The organism is Pseudomonas sp. NUPR-001 (assembly GCF_052147955.1).
Taxonomy (GTDB): Bacteria; Pseudomonadota; Gammaproteobacteria; order Pseudomonadales; family Pseudomonadaceae; genus Aquipseudomonas.
In genome coordinates, this window is record NZ_CP197353.1 from 4345411 (window position 1) to 4359723 (window position 14313).

Genomic DNA, 14313 nt, shown 5'->3' on the forward strand with positions numbered 1-14313 from the left:
AACTGCACGCTGGTTTTTGATCAAGGAGAACGATCCAGTGAACACCATCAACAGCGCTGGCTGGCAACAGCTGGCAACCAACCCGGTACGCACCGCCGCTGAGGCAGCGACAGAACAACAAGCGCTCTTTCGTACGCTGGTTGCCAGCAGCGGCGCTGCAGCGCAACAGCAAAGCCACAACAGCACTACCGGGCAGAACAACGGTAGCGCACATGACGAAGCCATGGCCAAACTCAAGGTGCAACTGCAAACACTCAAGCAGTCCACCAGCACTGAGCCGGACGCCCCGACCAGCAGTGCCGTGCAGGAGTTTCGCGATTACATGGCGCTGTCGCCGGCCGAGAAGATCAAAGAAAAGCTACTGAACGAACTCGGCATCACCAAGGAAGAATTCGACGCTTTGCCGCCTGAAGAAAAAGACAAGATCGAGCGCAAAATCGCCGAGCAGATGAAGAAGGAGACGGAGCTGGACAGCCTGGCGACCTTGAATGCTCACCTGCAGGGACCTGCGCAGTCTGCACGGTTGACCGCCGAACTGACACCCGCTGCCACATCACCATCAACGGCGGCCGAGCAAGAGCAGAAGCAACACGCTCTGATCTGAACTGATCACACGGGCAGAAGTGGCATTTGGCCTGCTGGCGATCTACCTTGAGGAAAGGACTCAAGGGGCCAGCAAGCCGCACTCACGTCGGGCTACCCCTGGCTACAGGCTTACCTGGGGGATGCTCGAACATGCATCGCAATATTTTGCTGCTGGCTGTTTGTATCCTTACCGGGTGTTCAGGCCCGACGCAGTACCTCATGCCAATACCTGCGCACATGACGGCAGCCAAGGCTGAGTCGCAGGACGACCTCGACCAGGTATTGGTACGCCAGGCCACAAGCTGCCCCAACAGCACCCGCTTTCCGTTTGACGAAGCCAAGGATTCTTATGAAAGAGTCCGTGCACGCTGGAAACTGCTGAACTGCATTCACCAGAATGCGAAAAATCGCAAGCTGGTGGTACTGCTCGATGGCACCGCCAACGATTGGGAAGACAGCACCAACATCTGGCGGCTATACAACCTCGCCCTGCTGCGGTCCCTGTCACCTGCCGATAAAAAAGCCGCAAGCCCCGACAGCCACGCGGTGATCGCCTTCTACGACAAAGGCGTGGGTACTGGCCCGACCATGCCCATCAGCGGCGCCGCGCTTGGCAGCGGCGTCAGCATGAACATCCGTCAGGCCTATCGCTTTCTGGTGGAAGCCTACAAACCAGGCGACAAAATCTACCTGTTTGGGTTCAGCCGCGGTGCATTCACCGCACGCTCCCTCAACGGCTTTATCGAATACGCCGGCCTGGCCAAGTTCGACACCATCACCCCCGACACCCTGGACGATACCTTCATGCTGTGGTGGGCCGGCAACTTCCATAGCAAGGTCAACAAGCTGTACGACCGTTATCACGTCAGTAACAACGGCAGCGCAACCTTTGAACAAACACTGCGCGACAACCTGCGTGACTACCGGGAATCTCTTGGGATTAAAGCTTACGGGGACAAGAACCCTGCAAACAAAGTCGTTGTCCAGGCCATTGGCGTGTTCGACACCGTGCCTGCCATCGGCTTCGGACTGGATGAAGACCCGGACGGCCATCGTCTGGAGCTGTATGCGCGCAAGGGCTATCACGCCATGTCGCTGGATGAGCAACGCGACAGCTTCCGCCTGCAACGATTCGCCACACCGCAATACGAAACCCAAACGCTGGAGGAGATGTGGTTTGCCGGCGCGCACGCCGATATTGGCGGCGGCTACGCGAACGGCTTCAAGGGTGACTATTGCGGCCTACAGACACAACAGAACACTGGCGCACCGGTTGGGCTCGAAGCCACGCCTTTGCGCTGGATGCTGGAAAAGGTGCAAGCAGAGCAAATCTTCGCCGATTCACCCTGGCCTCAGGAGTGCCTGAGTGCGCCGCTGCATGACGAATACTTTGATGCAGCCTGGTACTTGTCGGCGATCTACCGAAACGCTGGCTTGTTGCGCCGGAAACCGGTGCAGCACGACCAGGTTCACCCCAGCGTACTGGCTCGGATGGCGTTGTGCGATTTGCCTGAGTTCCACCCGGAACGCGAACCGGATCACCGCTACCGCCCGGTCAACCTTGGCCATAACCCTGCAGCGATGTTCACCATTGCCGAGCACTACCCTGAGTTCACCGGGCCATGCCCTGCGCCGCAGCAATAGCCTTTCGGTAGGAGCGGGCGTGAAGCTCTCCAAAAATCTATTCGCGAAAGGCGTACAGGCGGTGGACGAACACGGTCAGTGCGCCAAGCAACATTGATGCGGTGAAGATCCCCACACGAATCCAGTTCATCAGCGGAAAGCTGCCATCCTTGGGGAACAAGGTCAGCTGAAAAAACACTTCAGCCTTGGACAACAGATAACCGGCGACAAATGCCGATATGACCTTGGCAATCCCTTGGAATTGCTCCTTCTCGGCGGCCGAGAACGGCGCAAACAGTATGCCCAGCGCCCACCCCAACAATCCACCAAGTAAGGCAATCAGGCGATTGAGCGCGGCGCCACTGGACGGCGAATTGTCCGTACTAAGCGTACTGGTCAGATCCCAGATGACGTAGGCAAATACCAGAAAAAACAACGTGGCAAGAATGACCGTGCCTGGGTTGCTGCCCAAATGGCGCTGCAGCTTCTGATGCCAGGTGGGTTGAGTACCATAGGGCTGTTGCATCACGGCCTCCGGCAATCGGGTGTTAGCGCTGTTTTACCTGAGCCTAGCCAAGCGATTGCCGAAGTAAAGTGACGAGTCGATGCGCGCCCTGCGCCCCCCAAACCACACCGCTGGCATCAAATTGAGCGCTGATTTACCCGAGCCATCAACTGCTCGGCAGTTTCCTTGCGCTCCGAATAGCGATCGACCAACGTTGATTGATGATCGCGCAGCAGCACGGTGAATTTCACCAATTCCTCCATCACATCGACGACACGGTCGTAGTACGCCGAGGGCTTCATTCGACCTGCCTCGTCAAACTCCATGTACGCCTTGGGTACCGATGATTGGTTAGGGATGGTAAACATCCGCATCCAGCGGCCCAACACCCGCAGCTGGTTGACCACATTGAATGATTGCGAGCCGCCGCAGACCTGCATCACAGCCAACGTTTTGCCTTGGGTCGGGCGGATAGCACCGAGCGCCAGCGGAATCCAGTCGATCTGTGCCTTGAACACTGCCGACATCGCGCCATGCCGCTCAGGCGAACACCAGACCTGACCTTCCGACCACAACACCAGCTCACGCAACTCCTGCACCTTTGGATGATCGACTGGCGCATCGTCTGGCAAAGGCATTGAGGAAGGGGAAAACATCCGGGTTTCGGCACCAAAGTGCTCCAGCAGGCGAGCTGCCTCTTCGATCAATAAACGGCTGAAGGAACGTTCGCGGGTTGATCCATACAACAACAGAATTCGCGGTTTATGAGCTCCGGGCCGGGCTGTGACTGGCACACCGTCGAACAGCGAAAGATCCAGATTGGGTAATTGCTCTGACATGTTTTTTCCTGCTTAGAGAAGACCGATCCGATCCAACTCGTGCTTGAGCTCGTCGCGGTCAAGTCGGGTAAACGGCAGTTTCAGGAAGGCGTTGCAACGCCGTTCGATGCACGCCAGCGTGAAGCGGAAGGCCGCATCAACCGTAGCGTCATCGCCTGCCACTTCGGAAGGGTCCTGCAATCCCCAATGGGCTTTGAGCGCCGGGCCAAAATAAGCCGGGCAACTTTCGTTCGAAGCGTTGTCACACACGGTAATGACAATGTCCGGAGGGTTTTCCTGAAAGGCGTCATTACCCTTGCTGCACAAGCCTTCGGTAGCGATACCAGCCTGCTGCAGTGTGCTAAGCGTACGCGGCAGCACCTGCCGTTTGGGAAAACTCCCGGCACTTACCGCCTCGAAGCCCTCCGGCGCCAAGTGATTGAACACGGCTTCTGAAAGAATGCTACGGCAGCTATTGGCCGTACACATGAAGAGGACGCGCATACATTGCTCCTGCCGCTACGGGCAAAGGTGAAAACTGGGATTGATGCAGGCACTCAGCAGCAGGCAGCACGAACAGGGCGCCCTTCCATACTTTGCAGACGCGCCGCATTGCTGTGCAGCCAATCGACATTAGCCTGCAGCGTCACCTGCAACATCGCGGTCACCCAGCCGGGCAGATCCGGATTGAGGCGGTAGTAGACCCACTGGCCTTGTCGGCGATCCAACAGCACCCCGCTGCTGCGCAATTGAGCAAGATGTCGGCTGATTTTCGGCTGACTGTCATCCAGGGCACACATCAACTCACACACACAGAGCTCGCCCTGATCGGCGATCAGCAATGTAGCGCGGGCGCGAGTCTCGTCAGCCAGGCTTTTGAAAATCTCGGGGGGAGTAAACATGTGGCACACCAACACATATGGAAATACGAATATACGATTTTGCATATGTTTTGTGCAAGCCATGACCAATGAAAGATGCATAGGCGGGCGGCGCATCGGACGCGTGTGCGAACTTGAGTGTTGGAGAACTTCAAATGAATGGTGTCCCAGGGCAGGTTCGAACTGCCAACCTTCCCCTTAGGAGGGGGATGCTCTATCCAATTGAGCTACTGAGACATTGAGCCGGCAACGAGCGCTGCGCGACAGAGGACGGCGTGCATGTTAACCAGCACGCTGGCATTTGTCATGTCATCCATGGGGCTTTTTGCCTGTAGCCTTTGTGCATCCAGCAGAGCAGATCGTGCATTTTGCAACAAGGCAGTGGGCCATTATTGCAGAATGCCCGACAAAGCCCTCATCAAAACGGCCTATTTATTTGAATTTAAAGGACTAATTTCAAATTTTCGGCTGGCATGCGGCGTGCAATATTCACTCACAAGTGCCCGGCAACCGCCCCTGCTCTGTGGAGTATGCCTGATGAACCGCACACTACTTTTGCTCAACGCGTTGGCATTGGCCGTATTGGCCGGTTTGCTTCTTCAGCCAGAGGGGCCGGAAGCATCTGCCCAAGCCCTGGCACCCTCTGCGATGCGCCCACACCTGGTGGAGTTCGGTAGCATGCCCCGGGCGCCTACGGCATCGGCGCTGACACCTGCAGAGCAACCCAGAACCGAACAGCGGCTGATCTTCTGAGGCTTAGTCGCGCGCCAGCAAGCCGTGTTCGCGCAGCAGCCCGAGCAACCGCGCTACGGCGTCGTCAAGGCGTGTGGAGTTATCCAGCAGATAGACGCCTTGATCTGCCACGGTCAGTTGCTGGCTACGCGCCAGACGCCGCTCAATGTCCTCCAGGCTCTCTCGACCACGGGCCAGCAAGCGTTGGCGCAATACCTGCGGGTCGACGCTTAGCAATACCGCCAACAGATCCGGGTAACGTTGTCGGGCGATTGGCAGATACGCGCGCGAGCCGTTGATCAGCACGGTACGCCCCTGCTTCAGCCACTCATCAATCTGCACCGGGATGCCATAGGACAGGCCGTTGGCCTGCCAATGCAGGGCAAATTCGCCAGCGGCACACATCTGTTCGAAGCGCTCGGGAGAAACGCCCTGCGCATCTTCGCCCTTGGCCTCGGCCGAGCGAGTGATCACCCGCCGGGCGATGGCCACGTTGTGCATCGCCAATACGGGCCGGGCAGCATCGATCAGCGAGTCCTTGCCCGCACCGGAAGGCCCCATCAAGTAAACCAGGCGCCCAGGCAAAGCTGTACGGCGCGCGGTTCTTGCGTCATGCTGCATAGCCACTATGCTCATCAATAAGGAAGCTTGCGCATTCTAGGCGCTTTCCCGGCTGTTTTCGCCTGCTGCTTACAGGTGGCGGTAAATCAGCTGATGGGACGCTGAATGAAAAAATGAAAAAATTTGAAACCAGTGCTCATTTCTGACAATTGGTACTGGCAAAACGCCTTCACACGACTCAATATTTGTCACAGAATTGACGCCAAGGAACCGGCGACAATGAGGCATGATGCACACCTCATTCACAATTCAGGTTGAACATTTTGTTGCCGTGATGGTCGTACTGAGATCGTGCGGCCAATTTCGAAAACCGCTTCCCCTGAACTACAATCGGTCAATTATATGCGCCCAATGAAACAGGCTGTTTACTCAAGCCGCACCGCTGACAAATTCGTCGTCCGCCTCCCCGACGGAATGCGTGAGCGCATTGCCGAGGTAGCGCGCCACCATCACCGCAGCATGAACTCGGAAATCATCGCCCGCCTGGAACAGAGCCTGATCCAGGAAGGAGCTCTGGGTGACGAGCTGAGCATGCGCCTGGACAGCCCGGAGCTGTCGCTGCACGAGCGTGAACTGTTGCAACGCTTCCGCCAGCTGTCACACCGACAGCAGAACGCACTGGTGGCCCTGATTGCTCACGATGTCGAGATGGCCGCAGACGCTTCCTGAGCCCTGCCCGCCTCAACAAAAAAGCCAGCTTACGCTGGCTTTTTTGTATGTGGACGCTGGCATTTACAACAGGAAGATCGTTGCCAGGCCGAGGAAGATGAAGAATCCGCCACTGTCGGTCATGGCCGTGATCATCACACTGGCGCCCATGGCCGGATCACGTCCCAGGCGCGCCAGGGTCATGGGGATCAACACCCCCATCAACGCCGCCAACAGCAGGTTAAGGGTCATTGCCGCTGTCATCACCACACCCAACGACCAACTGCCGTACAACAGGAACGCCACCACACCGATCACACCGCCCCACACCAGGCCATTGATCAGGGCTACCGCCAGCTCCTTGCGCATCAGCCGCGACGTATTGCCAGGGCTGACCTGATCGAGCGCCATGGCGCGGACGATCATGGTGATGGTCTGGTTACCGGAGTTACCGCCAATACCCGCCACGATCGGCATCAGCGCTGCCAGCGCCACCAGCTTCTCGATCGAGCCCTCGAACAGGCCAATCACTCGGGATGCCACGAAGGCGGTGATCAGGTTGATCGCCAACCACGCCCAACGGTTGCGCAATGAACGCCAGACCGAGGCGAAGATGTCTTCCTCTTCACGCAGACCGGCCATGTTCAGCACTTCGGTCTCGCTTTCTTCACGAATCAGGTCGACCATTTCGTCGATGGTCAGACGGCCGATCAAGCGACCGTTCTTGTCTACCACCGGCGCCGATACCAGGTCATAACGCTCAAAGGCCTGGGCGGCGTCGTAGGCGTCTTCTTCCGGGTGGAACACCACCGGGTCGTCCGCCATGACTTCGGCGACTTTCTTGTCTGGGTCATTGACCAGCAAACGCTTGATCGGCAACACGCCCTTGAGCAAGCCGTCGTAATCGACCACGAACAATTTGTCGGTATGCCCTGGCAGCTCTTTGAGGCGACGCAGGTAACGCAGTACCACTTCCAGGCTGACATCTTCGCGGATGGTCACCATCTCGAAGTCCATCAGCGCACCGACCTGCTCCTCGTCATAGCTCAACGCGGAGCGAACGCGCTCACGCTGCTGGGCATCGAGGGTTTCCATCAGCTCATGAACAACGTCACGGGGCAGCTCAGGCGCCAGGTCGGCCAGTTCGTCGGCGTCCATCTCCTTGGCTGCAGCGAGCAACTCGTGATCGTCCATGTCGGCGATCAGGGTTTCCCGAACCGAGTCGGATACTTCCAGGAGAATGTCGCCGTCGCGCTCGGCTTTGACCAGCTGCCAGACCGTCAGACGGTCGTCCAGCGGCAAGGCTTCGAGAATGTAAGCAACGTCGGCAGAGTGCAGGTCATCGAGCTTGCGCTGCAGCTCGACGAGGTTCTGGCGGTGAACGAGGTTTTCCACCAGGTCGTGGTGATGACCTTCCTGACGGTGGGTCAGGTCTTCGACCACGCGTTGACGCTGCAGCAGTTCGACCACCTGAGCCAGGCGATCCTGCAAGCTCTCTTGCGTCTTTTTTGCTTCGATTTCAGTCATAGGCGAACTCCACTCCCAGCAGCGGAGCACGCCGGGAGAATCAATCAGTCAGATCTTGATTGGCAAAACTTGCTATTGAGTAACTACTGGGTAAGTCCATGGTGGTTTTCCACAAGCCCCGGCGGGACTGACGGGCGCAATCATACACCGCTTGGGCCGTCAGGGTGCTGAAAAAATCGTGGCTAGAACAATCGTTTGCGCGGCATTGTTATGACAACCTCTGCAGCTATCAGTGCGACGGCTACCACGGTAAAAAAAACACATGTCACAACGAAAAAGATAGAACGCCGGAAAGCAAAAAGCCCGCCTTATTAGGCGGGCTTTCTGTTGTATGGTGCACTCAGGAGGATTCGAACCTCCGACCGCTCGGTTCGTAGCCGAGTACTCTATCCAGCTGAGCTATGAGTGCAGGGTTGGCGCTTGATAGACCAGGTCACCTCTGGTTGAAGCTGAAACAACTTTCAAGAAGAAAACTGCTTCGTCGTATGGTGCACTCAGGAGGATTCGAACCTCCGACCGCTCGGTTCGTAGCCGAGTACTCTATCCAGCTGAGCTATGAGTGCAGGGTTGGCGCTTGATGGACCAGATCACCTCTGGTTGAAGCTGAAGCGACTTTCAAGAAGAAAACCGCTTCGTCGTATGGTGCACTCAGGAGGATTCGAACCTCCGACCGCTCGGTTCGTAGCCGAGTACTCTATCCAGCTGAGCTATGAGTGCATTTGTTACCGCGCATTATAGGCCGCTAAATCTTTTTGCCAACCACTTTTTCGTTTAATTTCAACGACTTACGCGATTCAGGCAGATTACAGCGTCCTACATGAATAATGGCGGAGAAGGGGGGATTCGAACCCCCGATACCCTTGTGAGGTATACTCCCTTAGCAGGGGAGCGCCTTCGGCCACTCGGCCACCTCTCCGCAACACGGGGCGTATAATAACCAGAGCTTTCCCCGTTTGCAAACTCTTTTTTGAAAAAAAATCGATAAAAATTAATGGCTTGGTTCTTCGTCCTTCTCTTTCTTGATTCGCAGGTAGATTTCCTCACGGTGAACAGCCACTTCTTTAGGGGCATTCACACCGATTCGCACCTGGTTTCCTTTGACGCCAAGCACGGTCACGGTGATTTCGCCGTCGCCAATGATCAGGCTCTCGGCGCACCGACGAGTCAGAATCAACATATCTTTGTCCTCACGAAATTCAGTTCAGGGATAACAGTCTGCAAAATTAAGGGCTTGAGCCTTTAGCCCGTGACGGCCACCGACCTACGCCTAAGTATTGACTAGCGCGAGCAAAACGACAGTTTTCTCCCACCCGCCAGAAACGCGAAGGGCGCGGCTAAGCCGCGCCCTTGAGGCAACGCCTTACTCACCCTGTCGGGAAGGGGCGTCCAGTTCGAAGGCGGTGTGCAGGGCGCGCACCGCAAGTTCCAGGTACTTCTCTTCGATTACCACCGAAACCTTGATTTCGGAGGTAGAGATCATCTGGATGTTGATGCTTTCTTTAGCCAGTGCTTCGAACATGCGGCTGGCCACGCCGGCGTGAGAGCGCATACCAACGCCAACGATCGACACCTTGGCAATGTTGGTATCACCCACCACTTCGCGAGCATTGAGCTCTTCAGCGGTTTTGTCCAGGACCTTGTGGGCCTTGTCGTAGTCGTTGCGATGTACCGTGAAGGTGAAGTCGGTGGTGTTATCGTGCGAAACGTTCTGCACGATCATGTCGACTTCAATGTTCGCGGCGCTGATCGGGCCGAGGATCTTGAAAGCAACGCCCGGGGTATCCGGCACGCCGCGAATGGTCAGCTTGGCTTCATCGCGATTGAAGGCGATGCCGGAAATGATCGGCTGTTCCATGGATTCCTCTTCATCAATAGTAATGAGGGTACCCGGACCCTCCTGGAAGCTGTGCAGCACGCGCAGCGGAACGTTGTACTTGCCGGCGAACTCGACGGCACGGATCTGCAACACCTTGGACCCGAGGCTGGCCATCTCCAGCATCTCTTCGAAGGTGATCTTGTCCAGACGCTGTGCCTGGGACACCACGCGCGGGTCGGTGGTGTAGACACCATCGACGTCGGTGTAGATCTGGCATTCATCGGCCTTCAATGCTGCCGCCAAGGCAACACCGGTGGTGTCAGAACCGCCACGACCGAGCGTGGTGATATTGCCGTGCTCGTCAACGCCCTGGAAGCCCGCCACGACAACCACGCGACCGGCCTTGATGTCGGCACGGATCTTCTGGTCGTCGATCTGCAGGATGCGCGCCTTGTTGTGCGCGCTATCGGTGAGGATACGGACCTGGTTACCGGTGTAGGACACCGCAGGAATCCCCCGCTTCATCAGCGCCATGGCCAGCAAGGCGATGGTCACCTGCTCACCGGTGGAGACAATCACATCCAGTTCACGCGGAACCGGCTGATCGCTGATCTGCTTGGCCAGATCGATCAGGCGATTGGTTTCACCACTCATCGCCGACAGCACAACCACCAGGTCATCGCCGGCCTCGCGGAATTTCTTGACCTTGTCGGCAACCTGTTCGATTCGCTCGACCGTGCCGACTGAAGTGCCGCCAAATTTCTGTACGATCAACGCCATTTCAAAGCCGCCTCAGCCCATGAAGGGCACCCAATAAACATTCAAACGACACCAAGGCCCGTCACTAGACGACGGGCCGGATGGCGCCTTAAACGCCCTGCTCCACGAATGGCACGGTCAGGGCCAGTGCGTTGTCCAGCGCAGCGGTGTCAACGCCACCGCCTTGCGCCATGTCTGGACGACCACCGCCCTTACCACCCACCGCGGCAGCGGCTTGCTTCATCAAATCACCGGCTTTGAGTTGGCCAGTCAGGTCTTTGGTCACACCGGCAACCAGCACGACCTTTTCCTCATGGACACTGCCGAGCAGGATCACTGCGCGGCCGAGTTTGTTCTTCAGCTGATCGACCAGCGCCAGCAGCGCCTTGCCATCCTGGCCGTCCAGGCGTGCAGCCAGGACCTTGACGCCCTTGACGTCAACAGCCGAGTTGGACAAGTCGTCACCGGCAGCACTGGCGGCCTTGGCCTGCAATTGCTCCAGCTGTTTTTCCAGCTGGCGGTTGCGCTCCAGCACGGCCGACAGTTTGTCGATCAGGTTGTCGCGACTGCCCTTGACCAGCTGCGCCGCCTCTTTGAGCTGCTCTTCGGCAGCATTGAGGTAGGCCAGTGCCGCTTCACCGGTGACCGCTTCGATACGGCGCACACCAGAAGCCACACCACCTTCGCTGATGATCTTGAGCAGGCCGATATCACCGGTACGCTTGGCGTGGATACCACCGCACAGCTCGACGGAGAAGTCACCGCCCATGCTCAGTACGCGCACGCTGTCGCCGTATTTCTCGCCGAACAGCGCCATTGCGCCCTTCTGCTTGGCGGTTTCGATATCGGTCTCTTCGGTTTGCACCTCGGAGTTCTTGCGCACTTCGCGGTTGACGATGTCTTCCAGAGCCTTGAGCTGCTCCGGCTTGACCGCCTCGAAGTGACTGAAGTCAAAACGCAGGCGCTGGCTATCAACCAGCGAGCCTTTCTGTTGTACGTGCTCGCCCAGCACTTGACGCAAGGCGGCGTGCAGCAGGTGAGTCGCAGAGTGGTTCAGCGAGGTGGCGTGCTGCACATCAGCATCGACCTTGGCGTGCACCTTGGAACCCACGACCAGGGTACCGCTGGCGACCAGACCGTGGTGCAGGAACGCGCCACCGGTTTTGGTGGTGTCACGCACGTCGAAGCGCACGTTGGCCGCTTGCAGGTAGCCGGTGTCACCGACCTGGCCACCGGACTCGGCGTAGAACGGCGTGCGATCGAGGATCACGACGCCCTGCTCGCCTTCAGTCAGTTGCTCAACGACCTTGCCGTCTTTATACAGCGCAACGATATTCGCCTCGCCTTCGGTGCTGGTGTAGCCAGTGAACTCGGTGGCGACATCGACCTTGACCAGGGTGTTGTAGTCCAGGCCAAAGGCGCTGGCGGAACGGGCGCGCTCACGCTGCGCTTCCATTTCCCGCTCGAAACCTGCTTCGTCGATGGTCAGTTCACGCTCACGGGCGATGTCGGCAGTCAGGTCCATCGGGAAACCGTAGGTGTCATACAGTTTGAACACCACGTCACCCGGCACCACGCTGCCTTTGAGTTCGGCCAGGTCTTGCTCGAGGATCTTCAGGCCCTGCTCCAGGGTTTTAGCGAACTGCTCTTCTTCAGCCTTGAGCACGCGCTCGATGTTGGCCTGCTGCTGGGTCAGTTCCGGGAAGGCTTCGCCCATCTCGGCAACCAGCGCGGCAACAATCTTGTAGAAGAAGCTGCCGGTAGCGCCCAGCTTGTTGCCATGACGGCAGGCACGGCGAATGATGCGGCGCAGTACGTAACCGCGGCCTTCGTTGGACGGCAGGACACCGTCGGCAATCAGGAAGCCGCAGGAACGGATGTGGTCCGATACCACTTTGAGCGACGACTGCTCTTCGTTCTTGCAACCGATGGCGGCGGCAGCAGCGTCGAGCAGGCTGCGGAAAAGGTCGATCTCGTAGTTCGAGTGTACGTGCTGCATGACCGCACTGATACGCTCAAGACCCATGCCGGTGTCTACCGATGGTGCTGGCAGCGGGTGCAGCACACCGTCAGCGGTACGGTTGAACTGCATGAAAACGTTGTTCCAGATCTCGATGTAACGGTCACCGTCTTCTTCCGGCGAGCCGGGTGGGCCGCCCCAGATGTCCGGGCCGTGGTCGTAGAAGATCTCGGTGCAAGGACCGCACGGGCCGGTATCGCCCATGGTCCAGAAGTTGTCGGAGGCGTAAGGCGCGCCCTTGTTGTCACCGATACGCACCATACGCTCGGCGGGTACGCCGATTTCCTGGGTCCAGATATCGTATGCCTCGTCATCGCTAGCATAGACAGTGACCCAGAGCTTTTCTTCCGGCAGGTTCAGTACCTTGGTCAGGAAGGTCCAGGCGTAGGTGATGGCGTCTTTCTTGAAGTAGTCACCGAAGCTGAAGTTACCCAGCATTTCGAAGAACGTATGGTGACGGGCGGTGTAGCCGACGTTTTCCAGGTCGCTGTTCTTGCCACCGGCGCGCACGCACTTCTGGCTGCTGGTCGCGCGGGTGTAGGCGCGCTTTTCCTGGCCAAGGAAGCAGTCTTTGAACTGGTTCATCCCCGCGTTGGTGAACAGCAGGGTCGGGTCGTTGCCCGGAATCAAAGAGCTGGAGGCAACTCGGGTGTGTCCCTGCTCTTCGAAGAAGCGAAGGAAGGCTTCACGGATTTCTGCGCTTTTCATAGGTTCTTCCACGGAAACGGCGGCCTGAAGGCAAATGCTTGCGTCAAATTGACGAAACGACGGCAAAGGGCCGCATTATATCGGGCCTTAGGCTTGGATGCAGTGTGTTTATGCTATAGAAACCGTCAATTGGACGGTCTTCGACATTTGGCCGATGCACTATTACTGCGGCTCGAAGGTAAAATTGGCAAGGCCTGCCGGATGAAATGCCATTCATCCGCAGAAAAATCGTTAGCAACCTATACGTTTGCGCCACATATGTGCTAATAATTCTCCGCCGCCGACCATCGGTGGCAACGTTCTCAGGGCGGGGTGCAATTCCCCACCGGCGGTAATTGCGCACTGCGCATAGCCCGCGAGCGCTTGCAAGCTTGCCTTGCAAGGTCAGCAGACCCGGTGTGATTCCGGGGCCGACGGTCATAGTCCGGATAAAGAGAGAACGGGATAGGCACACCTGTGCCTGTCGCTGTGCACCTGCGTGGCGAAATCCCCTTCGATCCAGATGCCCTGTTTCTCATACAAACAGGAGTCCGTTTCAATGCAACCTACCGCAATCGATAGCAAAAACCCTTCCCACGAGCGCGTCGCCTTTATCCAGGCCTGCTGGCACAAGGATATTGTCGATCAGGCACGTAAAGCCTTCGTCGAAGAAATGGGTGTTTTGGGCTATCAGGCAAGCGATATCGATTTCTTTGAAGTCGGTGGCGCCTTCGAAATTCCTTTGCACGCCAAGCTGCTGGCCCGCAGCGGCCGCTACGCCGGCATCGTTGCCGCAGGCCTGGTGGTTGATGGCGGCCTGTACCGTCATGAGTTCGTGGCCCAATCGGTGATCAGTGGCCTGATGCAGGTGCAACTGGAAACCGAAGTGCCGGTCTTCTCGGCGGTGCTGACCCCGCACCACTTCCATGCTGGCGATGAACACCAGAACTTCTACTTCGAACACTTTCTGGTCAAAGGCGCTGAAGCGGCAAAAACCTGTGCGGACACCCTGCAGAAACTGCGCGCCCTGCGCCGCAATGAGCTGCCACAGAAACGCGTAGGCTAAAACCAGGTGGGAACGGGCTTGCCCC

General features: G+C 57.6%; 14 protein-coding genes, 5 tRNA genes and 1 riboswitch. Of the genes, 5 read left to right on the top strand and 14 right to left on the bottom strand.

Annotated features, from left to right (window positions below):
• The first annotated feature begins 37 nt into the window (after positions 1-37).
• Together ACP6KB_RS19800 and ACP6KB_RS19805 are read left to right on the top strand one after the other, a co-directional pair.
• On the top strand, positions 38-604 hold the full coding sequence (locus ACP6KB_RS19800) for a hypothetical protein (RefSeq protein WP_442108989.1): 567 nt from the start codon (positions 38-40) through the stop codon (positions 602-604).
• Between the two features lie 200 nt (positions 605-804).
• Complete coding sequence (locus ACP6KB_RS19805) at positions 805-2229, top strand: phospholipase effector Tle1 domain-containing protein (protein ID WP_442108990.1); 1425 nt, start codon at positions 805-807, stop codon at positions 2227-2229.
• 37 nt (positions 2230-2266) lie between these two features.
• On the opposite strand, the gene ACP6KB_RS19810 is transcribed toward ACP6KB_RS19805, so the two are convergent.
• The 5 genes from ACP6KB_RS19810 to ACP6KB_RS19830 form a co-directional block, all read right to left on the bottom strand.
• Positions 2267-2734 (bottom strand): hypothetical protein, encoded by a 468-nt coding sequence (locus ACP6KB_RS19810; protein ID WP_442108991.1) that lies wholly within the window; start codon positions 2732-2734, stop codon positions 2267-2269.
• 116 nt (positions 2735-2850) lie between these two features.
• Entirely contained in the window at positions 2851-3552 is a 702-nt protein-coding gene (gene arsH / locus ACP6KB_RS19815) for an arsenical resistance protein ArsH (RefSeq protein WP_442108992.1), read from the bottom strand.
• A gap of 12 nt (positions 3553-3564) precedes the next feature.
• Positions 3565-4035, bottom strand: a complete 471-nt coding sequence (locus ACP6KB_RS19820) for an arsenate reductase ArsC (RefSeq protein ID WP_442108993.1) — start codon at positions 4033-4035, stop codon at positions 3565-3567.
• A gap of 53 nt (positions 4036-4088) precedes the next feature.
• On the bottom strand, positions 4089-4433 hold the full coding sequence (locus tag ACP6KB_RS19825) for a metalloregulator ArsR/SmtB family transcription factor (protein ID WP_442108994.1): 345 nt from the start codon (positions 4431-4433) through the stop codon (positions 4089-4091).
• 139 nt (positions 4434-4572) lie between these two features.
• A tRNA-Arg gene (locus ACP6KB_RS19830) sits at positions 4573-4649 on the bottom strand.
• A gap of 42 nt (positions 4650-4691) precedes the next feature.
• Here ACP6KB_RS19830 and ACP6KB_RS19835 point away from each other — a divergent pair.
• Complete coding sequence (locus ACP6KB_RS19835; RefSeq protein WP_442108995.1) at positions 4692-5165, top strand: hypothetical protein; 474 nt, start codon at positions 4692-4694, stop codon at positions 5163-5165.
• 3 nt (positions 5166-5168) lie between these two features.
• Here ACP6KB_RS19835 and phnN read toward each other — a convergent pair whose 3' ends face one another.
• The gene (gene phnN, locus ACP6KB_RS19840) at positions 5169-5765 is read right to left on the bottom strand and encodes a phosphonate metabolism protein/1,5-bisphosphokinase (PRPP-forming) PhnN (protein ID WP_442108996.1); all 597 of its coding nucleotides are present in this window, start codon (positions 5763-5765) and stop codon (positions 5169-5171) included.
• A gap of 342 nt (positions 5766-6107) precedes the next feature.
• On the opposite strand from phnN, the gene ACP6KB_RS19845 reads away from it, so the two are divergent.
• Positions 6108-6434 (top strand): Arc family DNA-binding protein, encoded by a 327-nt coding sequence (locus ACP6KB_RS19845; protein ID WP_038616878.1) that lies wholly within the window; start codon positions 6108-6110, stop codon positions 6432-6434.
• Between the two features lie 63 nt (positions 6435-6497).
• Here ACP6KB_RS19845 and mgtE read toward each other — a convergent pair whose 3' ends face one another.
• The 8 genes from mgtE to alaS all read right to left on the bottom strand — a co-directional run bounded on the left by mgtE (position 6498) and on the right by alaS (position 13243).
• Entirely contained in the window at positions 6498-7940 is a 1443-nt protein-coding gene (mgtE, locus tag ACP6KB_RS19850; RefSeq protein ID WP_442108997.1) for a magnesium transporter, read from the bottom strand.
• Positions 7941-8272: 332 nt separating this feature from the next.
• A tRNA-Arg gene (locus tag ACP6KB_RS19855) sits at positions 8273-8349 on the bottom strand.
• Between the two features lie 77 nt (positions 8350-8426).
• Positions 8427-8503: transfer RNA gene (locus tag ACP6KB_RS19860), tRNA-Arg, on the bottom strand.
• Positions 8504-8580: 77 nt separating this feature from the next.
• Positions 8581-8657: transfer RNA gene (locus ACP6KB_RS19865), tRNA-Arg, on the bottom strand.
• A gap of 108 nt (positions 8658-8765) precedes the next feature.
• Positions 8766-8856, bottom strand: a tRNA-Ser gene (locus ACP6KB_RS19870).
• 72 nt (positions 8857-8928) lie between these two features.
• Complete coding sequence (gene csrA, locus ACP6KB_RS19875; protein ID WP_002554426.1) at positions 8929-9117, bottom strand: carbon storage regulator CsrA; 189 nt, start codon at positions 9115-9117, stop codon at positions 8929-8931.
• Between the two features lie 183 nt (positions 9118-9300).
• Positions 9301-10536: an aspartate kinase gene (locus tag ACP6KB_RS19880; protein ID WP_442108998.1), complete on the bottom strand. Its 1236-nt coding sequence runs from the start codon at positions 10534-10536 to the stop codon at positions 9301-9303.
• Between the two features lie 88 nt (positions 10537-10624).
• The gene (alaS, locus tag ACP6KB_RS19885) at positions 10625-13243 is read right to left on the bottom strand and encodes an alanine--tRNA ligase (protein ID WP_442108999.1); all 2619 of its coding nucleotides are present in this window, start codon (positions 13241-13243) and stop codon (positions 10625-10627) included.
• A 294-nt stretch (positions 13244-13537) separates the two neighbouring features.
• Positions 13538-13688, top strand: a riboswitch (FMN riboswitch).
• Between the two features lie 93 nt (positions 13689-13781).
• Between alaS and ACP6KB_RS19890 the strand changes: the two genes are divergently transcribed.
• Complete coding sequence (locus ACP6KB_RS19890) at positions 13782-14288, top strand: 6,7-dimethyl-8-ribityllumazine synthase (RefSeq protein WP_442109000.1); 507 nt, start codon at positions 13782-13784, stop codon at positions 14286-14288.
• Positions 14289-14313 lie beyond the last annotated feature (25 nt).

Excerpts from the sequence above, each read along its gene's own strand:
- csrA (WP_002554426.1), bottom strand. The coding sequence starts at position 9,117 with ATGTTGATTCTGACTCGTCGGTGCGCCGAGAGCCTGATCATTGGCGAC.
- phnN (WP_442108996.1), bottom strand. The coding sequence starts at position 5,765 with ATGCAGCATGACGCAAGAACCGCGCGCCGTACAGCTTTGCCTGGGCGC.
- ACP6KB_RS19820 (WP_442108993.1), bottom strand. The coding sequence starts at position 4,035 with ATGCGCGTCCTCTTCATGTGTACGGCCAATAGCTGCCGTAGCATTCTT.
- ACP6KB_RS19810 (WP_442108991.1), bottom strand. The coding sequence starts at position 2,734 with ATGCAACAGCCCTATGGTACTCAACCCACCTGGCATCAGAAGCTGCAG.
- ACP6KB_RS19825 (WP_442108994.1), bottom strand. The coding sequence starts at position 4,433 with ATGTTTACTCCCCCCGAGATTTTCAAAAGCCTGGCTGACGAGACTCGC.
- ACP6KB_RS19805 (WP_442108990.1), top strand. The coding sequence starts at position 805 with ATGCCAATACCTGCGCACATGACGGCAGCCAAGGCTGAGTCGCAGGAC.
- mgtE (WP_442108997.1), bottom strand. The coding sequence starts at position 7,940 with ATGACTGAAATCGAAGCAAAAAAGACGCAAGAGAGCTTGCAGGATCGC.
- ACP6KB_RS19835 (WP_442108995.1), top strand. The coding sequence starts at position 4,692 with ATGTTAACCAGCACGCTGGCATTTGTCATGTCATCCATGGGGCTTTTT.
- ACP6KB_RS19890 (WP_442109000.1), top strand. The coding sequence starts at position 13,782 with ATGCAACCTACCGCAATCGATAGCAAAAACCCTTCCCACGAGCGCGTC.
- arsH (WP_442108992.1), bottom strand. The coding sequence starts at position 3,552 with ATGTCAGAGCAATTACCCAATCTGGATCTTTCGCTGTTCGACGGTGTG.
- ACP6KB_RS19880 (WP_442108998.1), bottom strand. The coding sequence starts at position 10,536 with ATGGCGTTGATCGTACAGAAATTTGGCGGCACTTCAGTCGGCACGGTC.
- alaS (WP_442108999.1), bottom strand. The coding sequence starts at position 13,243 with ATGAAAAGCGCAGAAATCCGTGAAGCCTTCCTTCGCTTCTTCGAAGAG.
- ACP6KB_RS19845 (WP_038616878.1), top strand. The coding sequence starts at position 6,108 with ATGCGCCCAATGAAACAGGCTGTTTACTCAAGCCGCACCGCTGACAAA.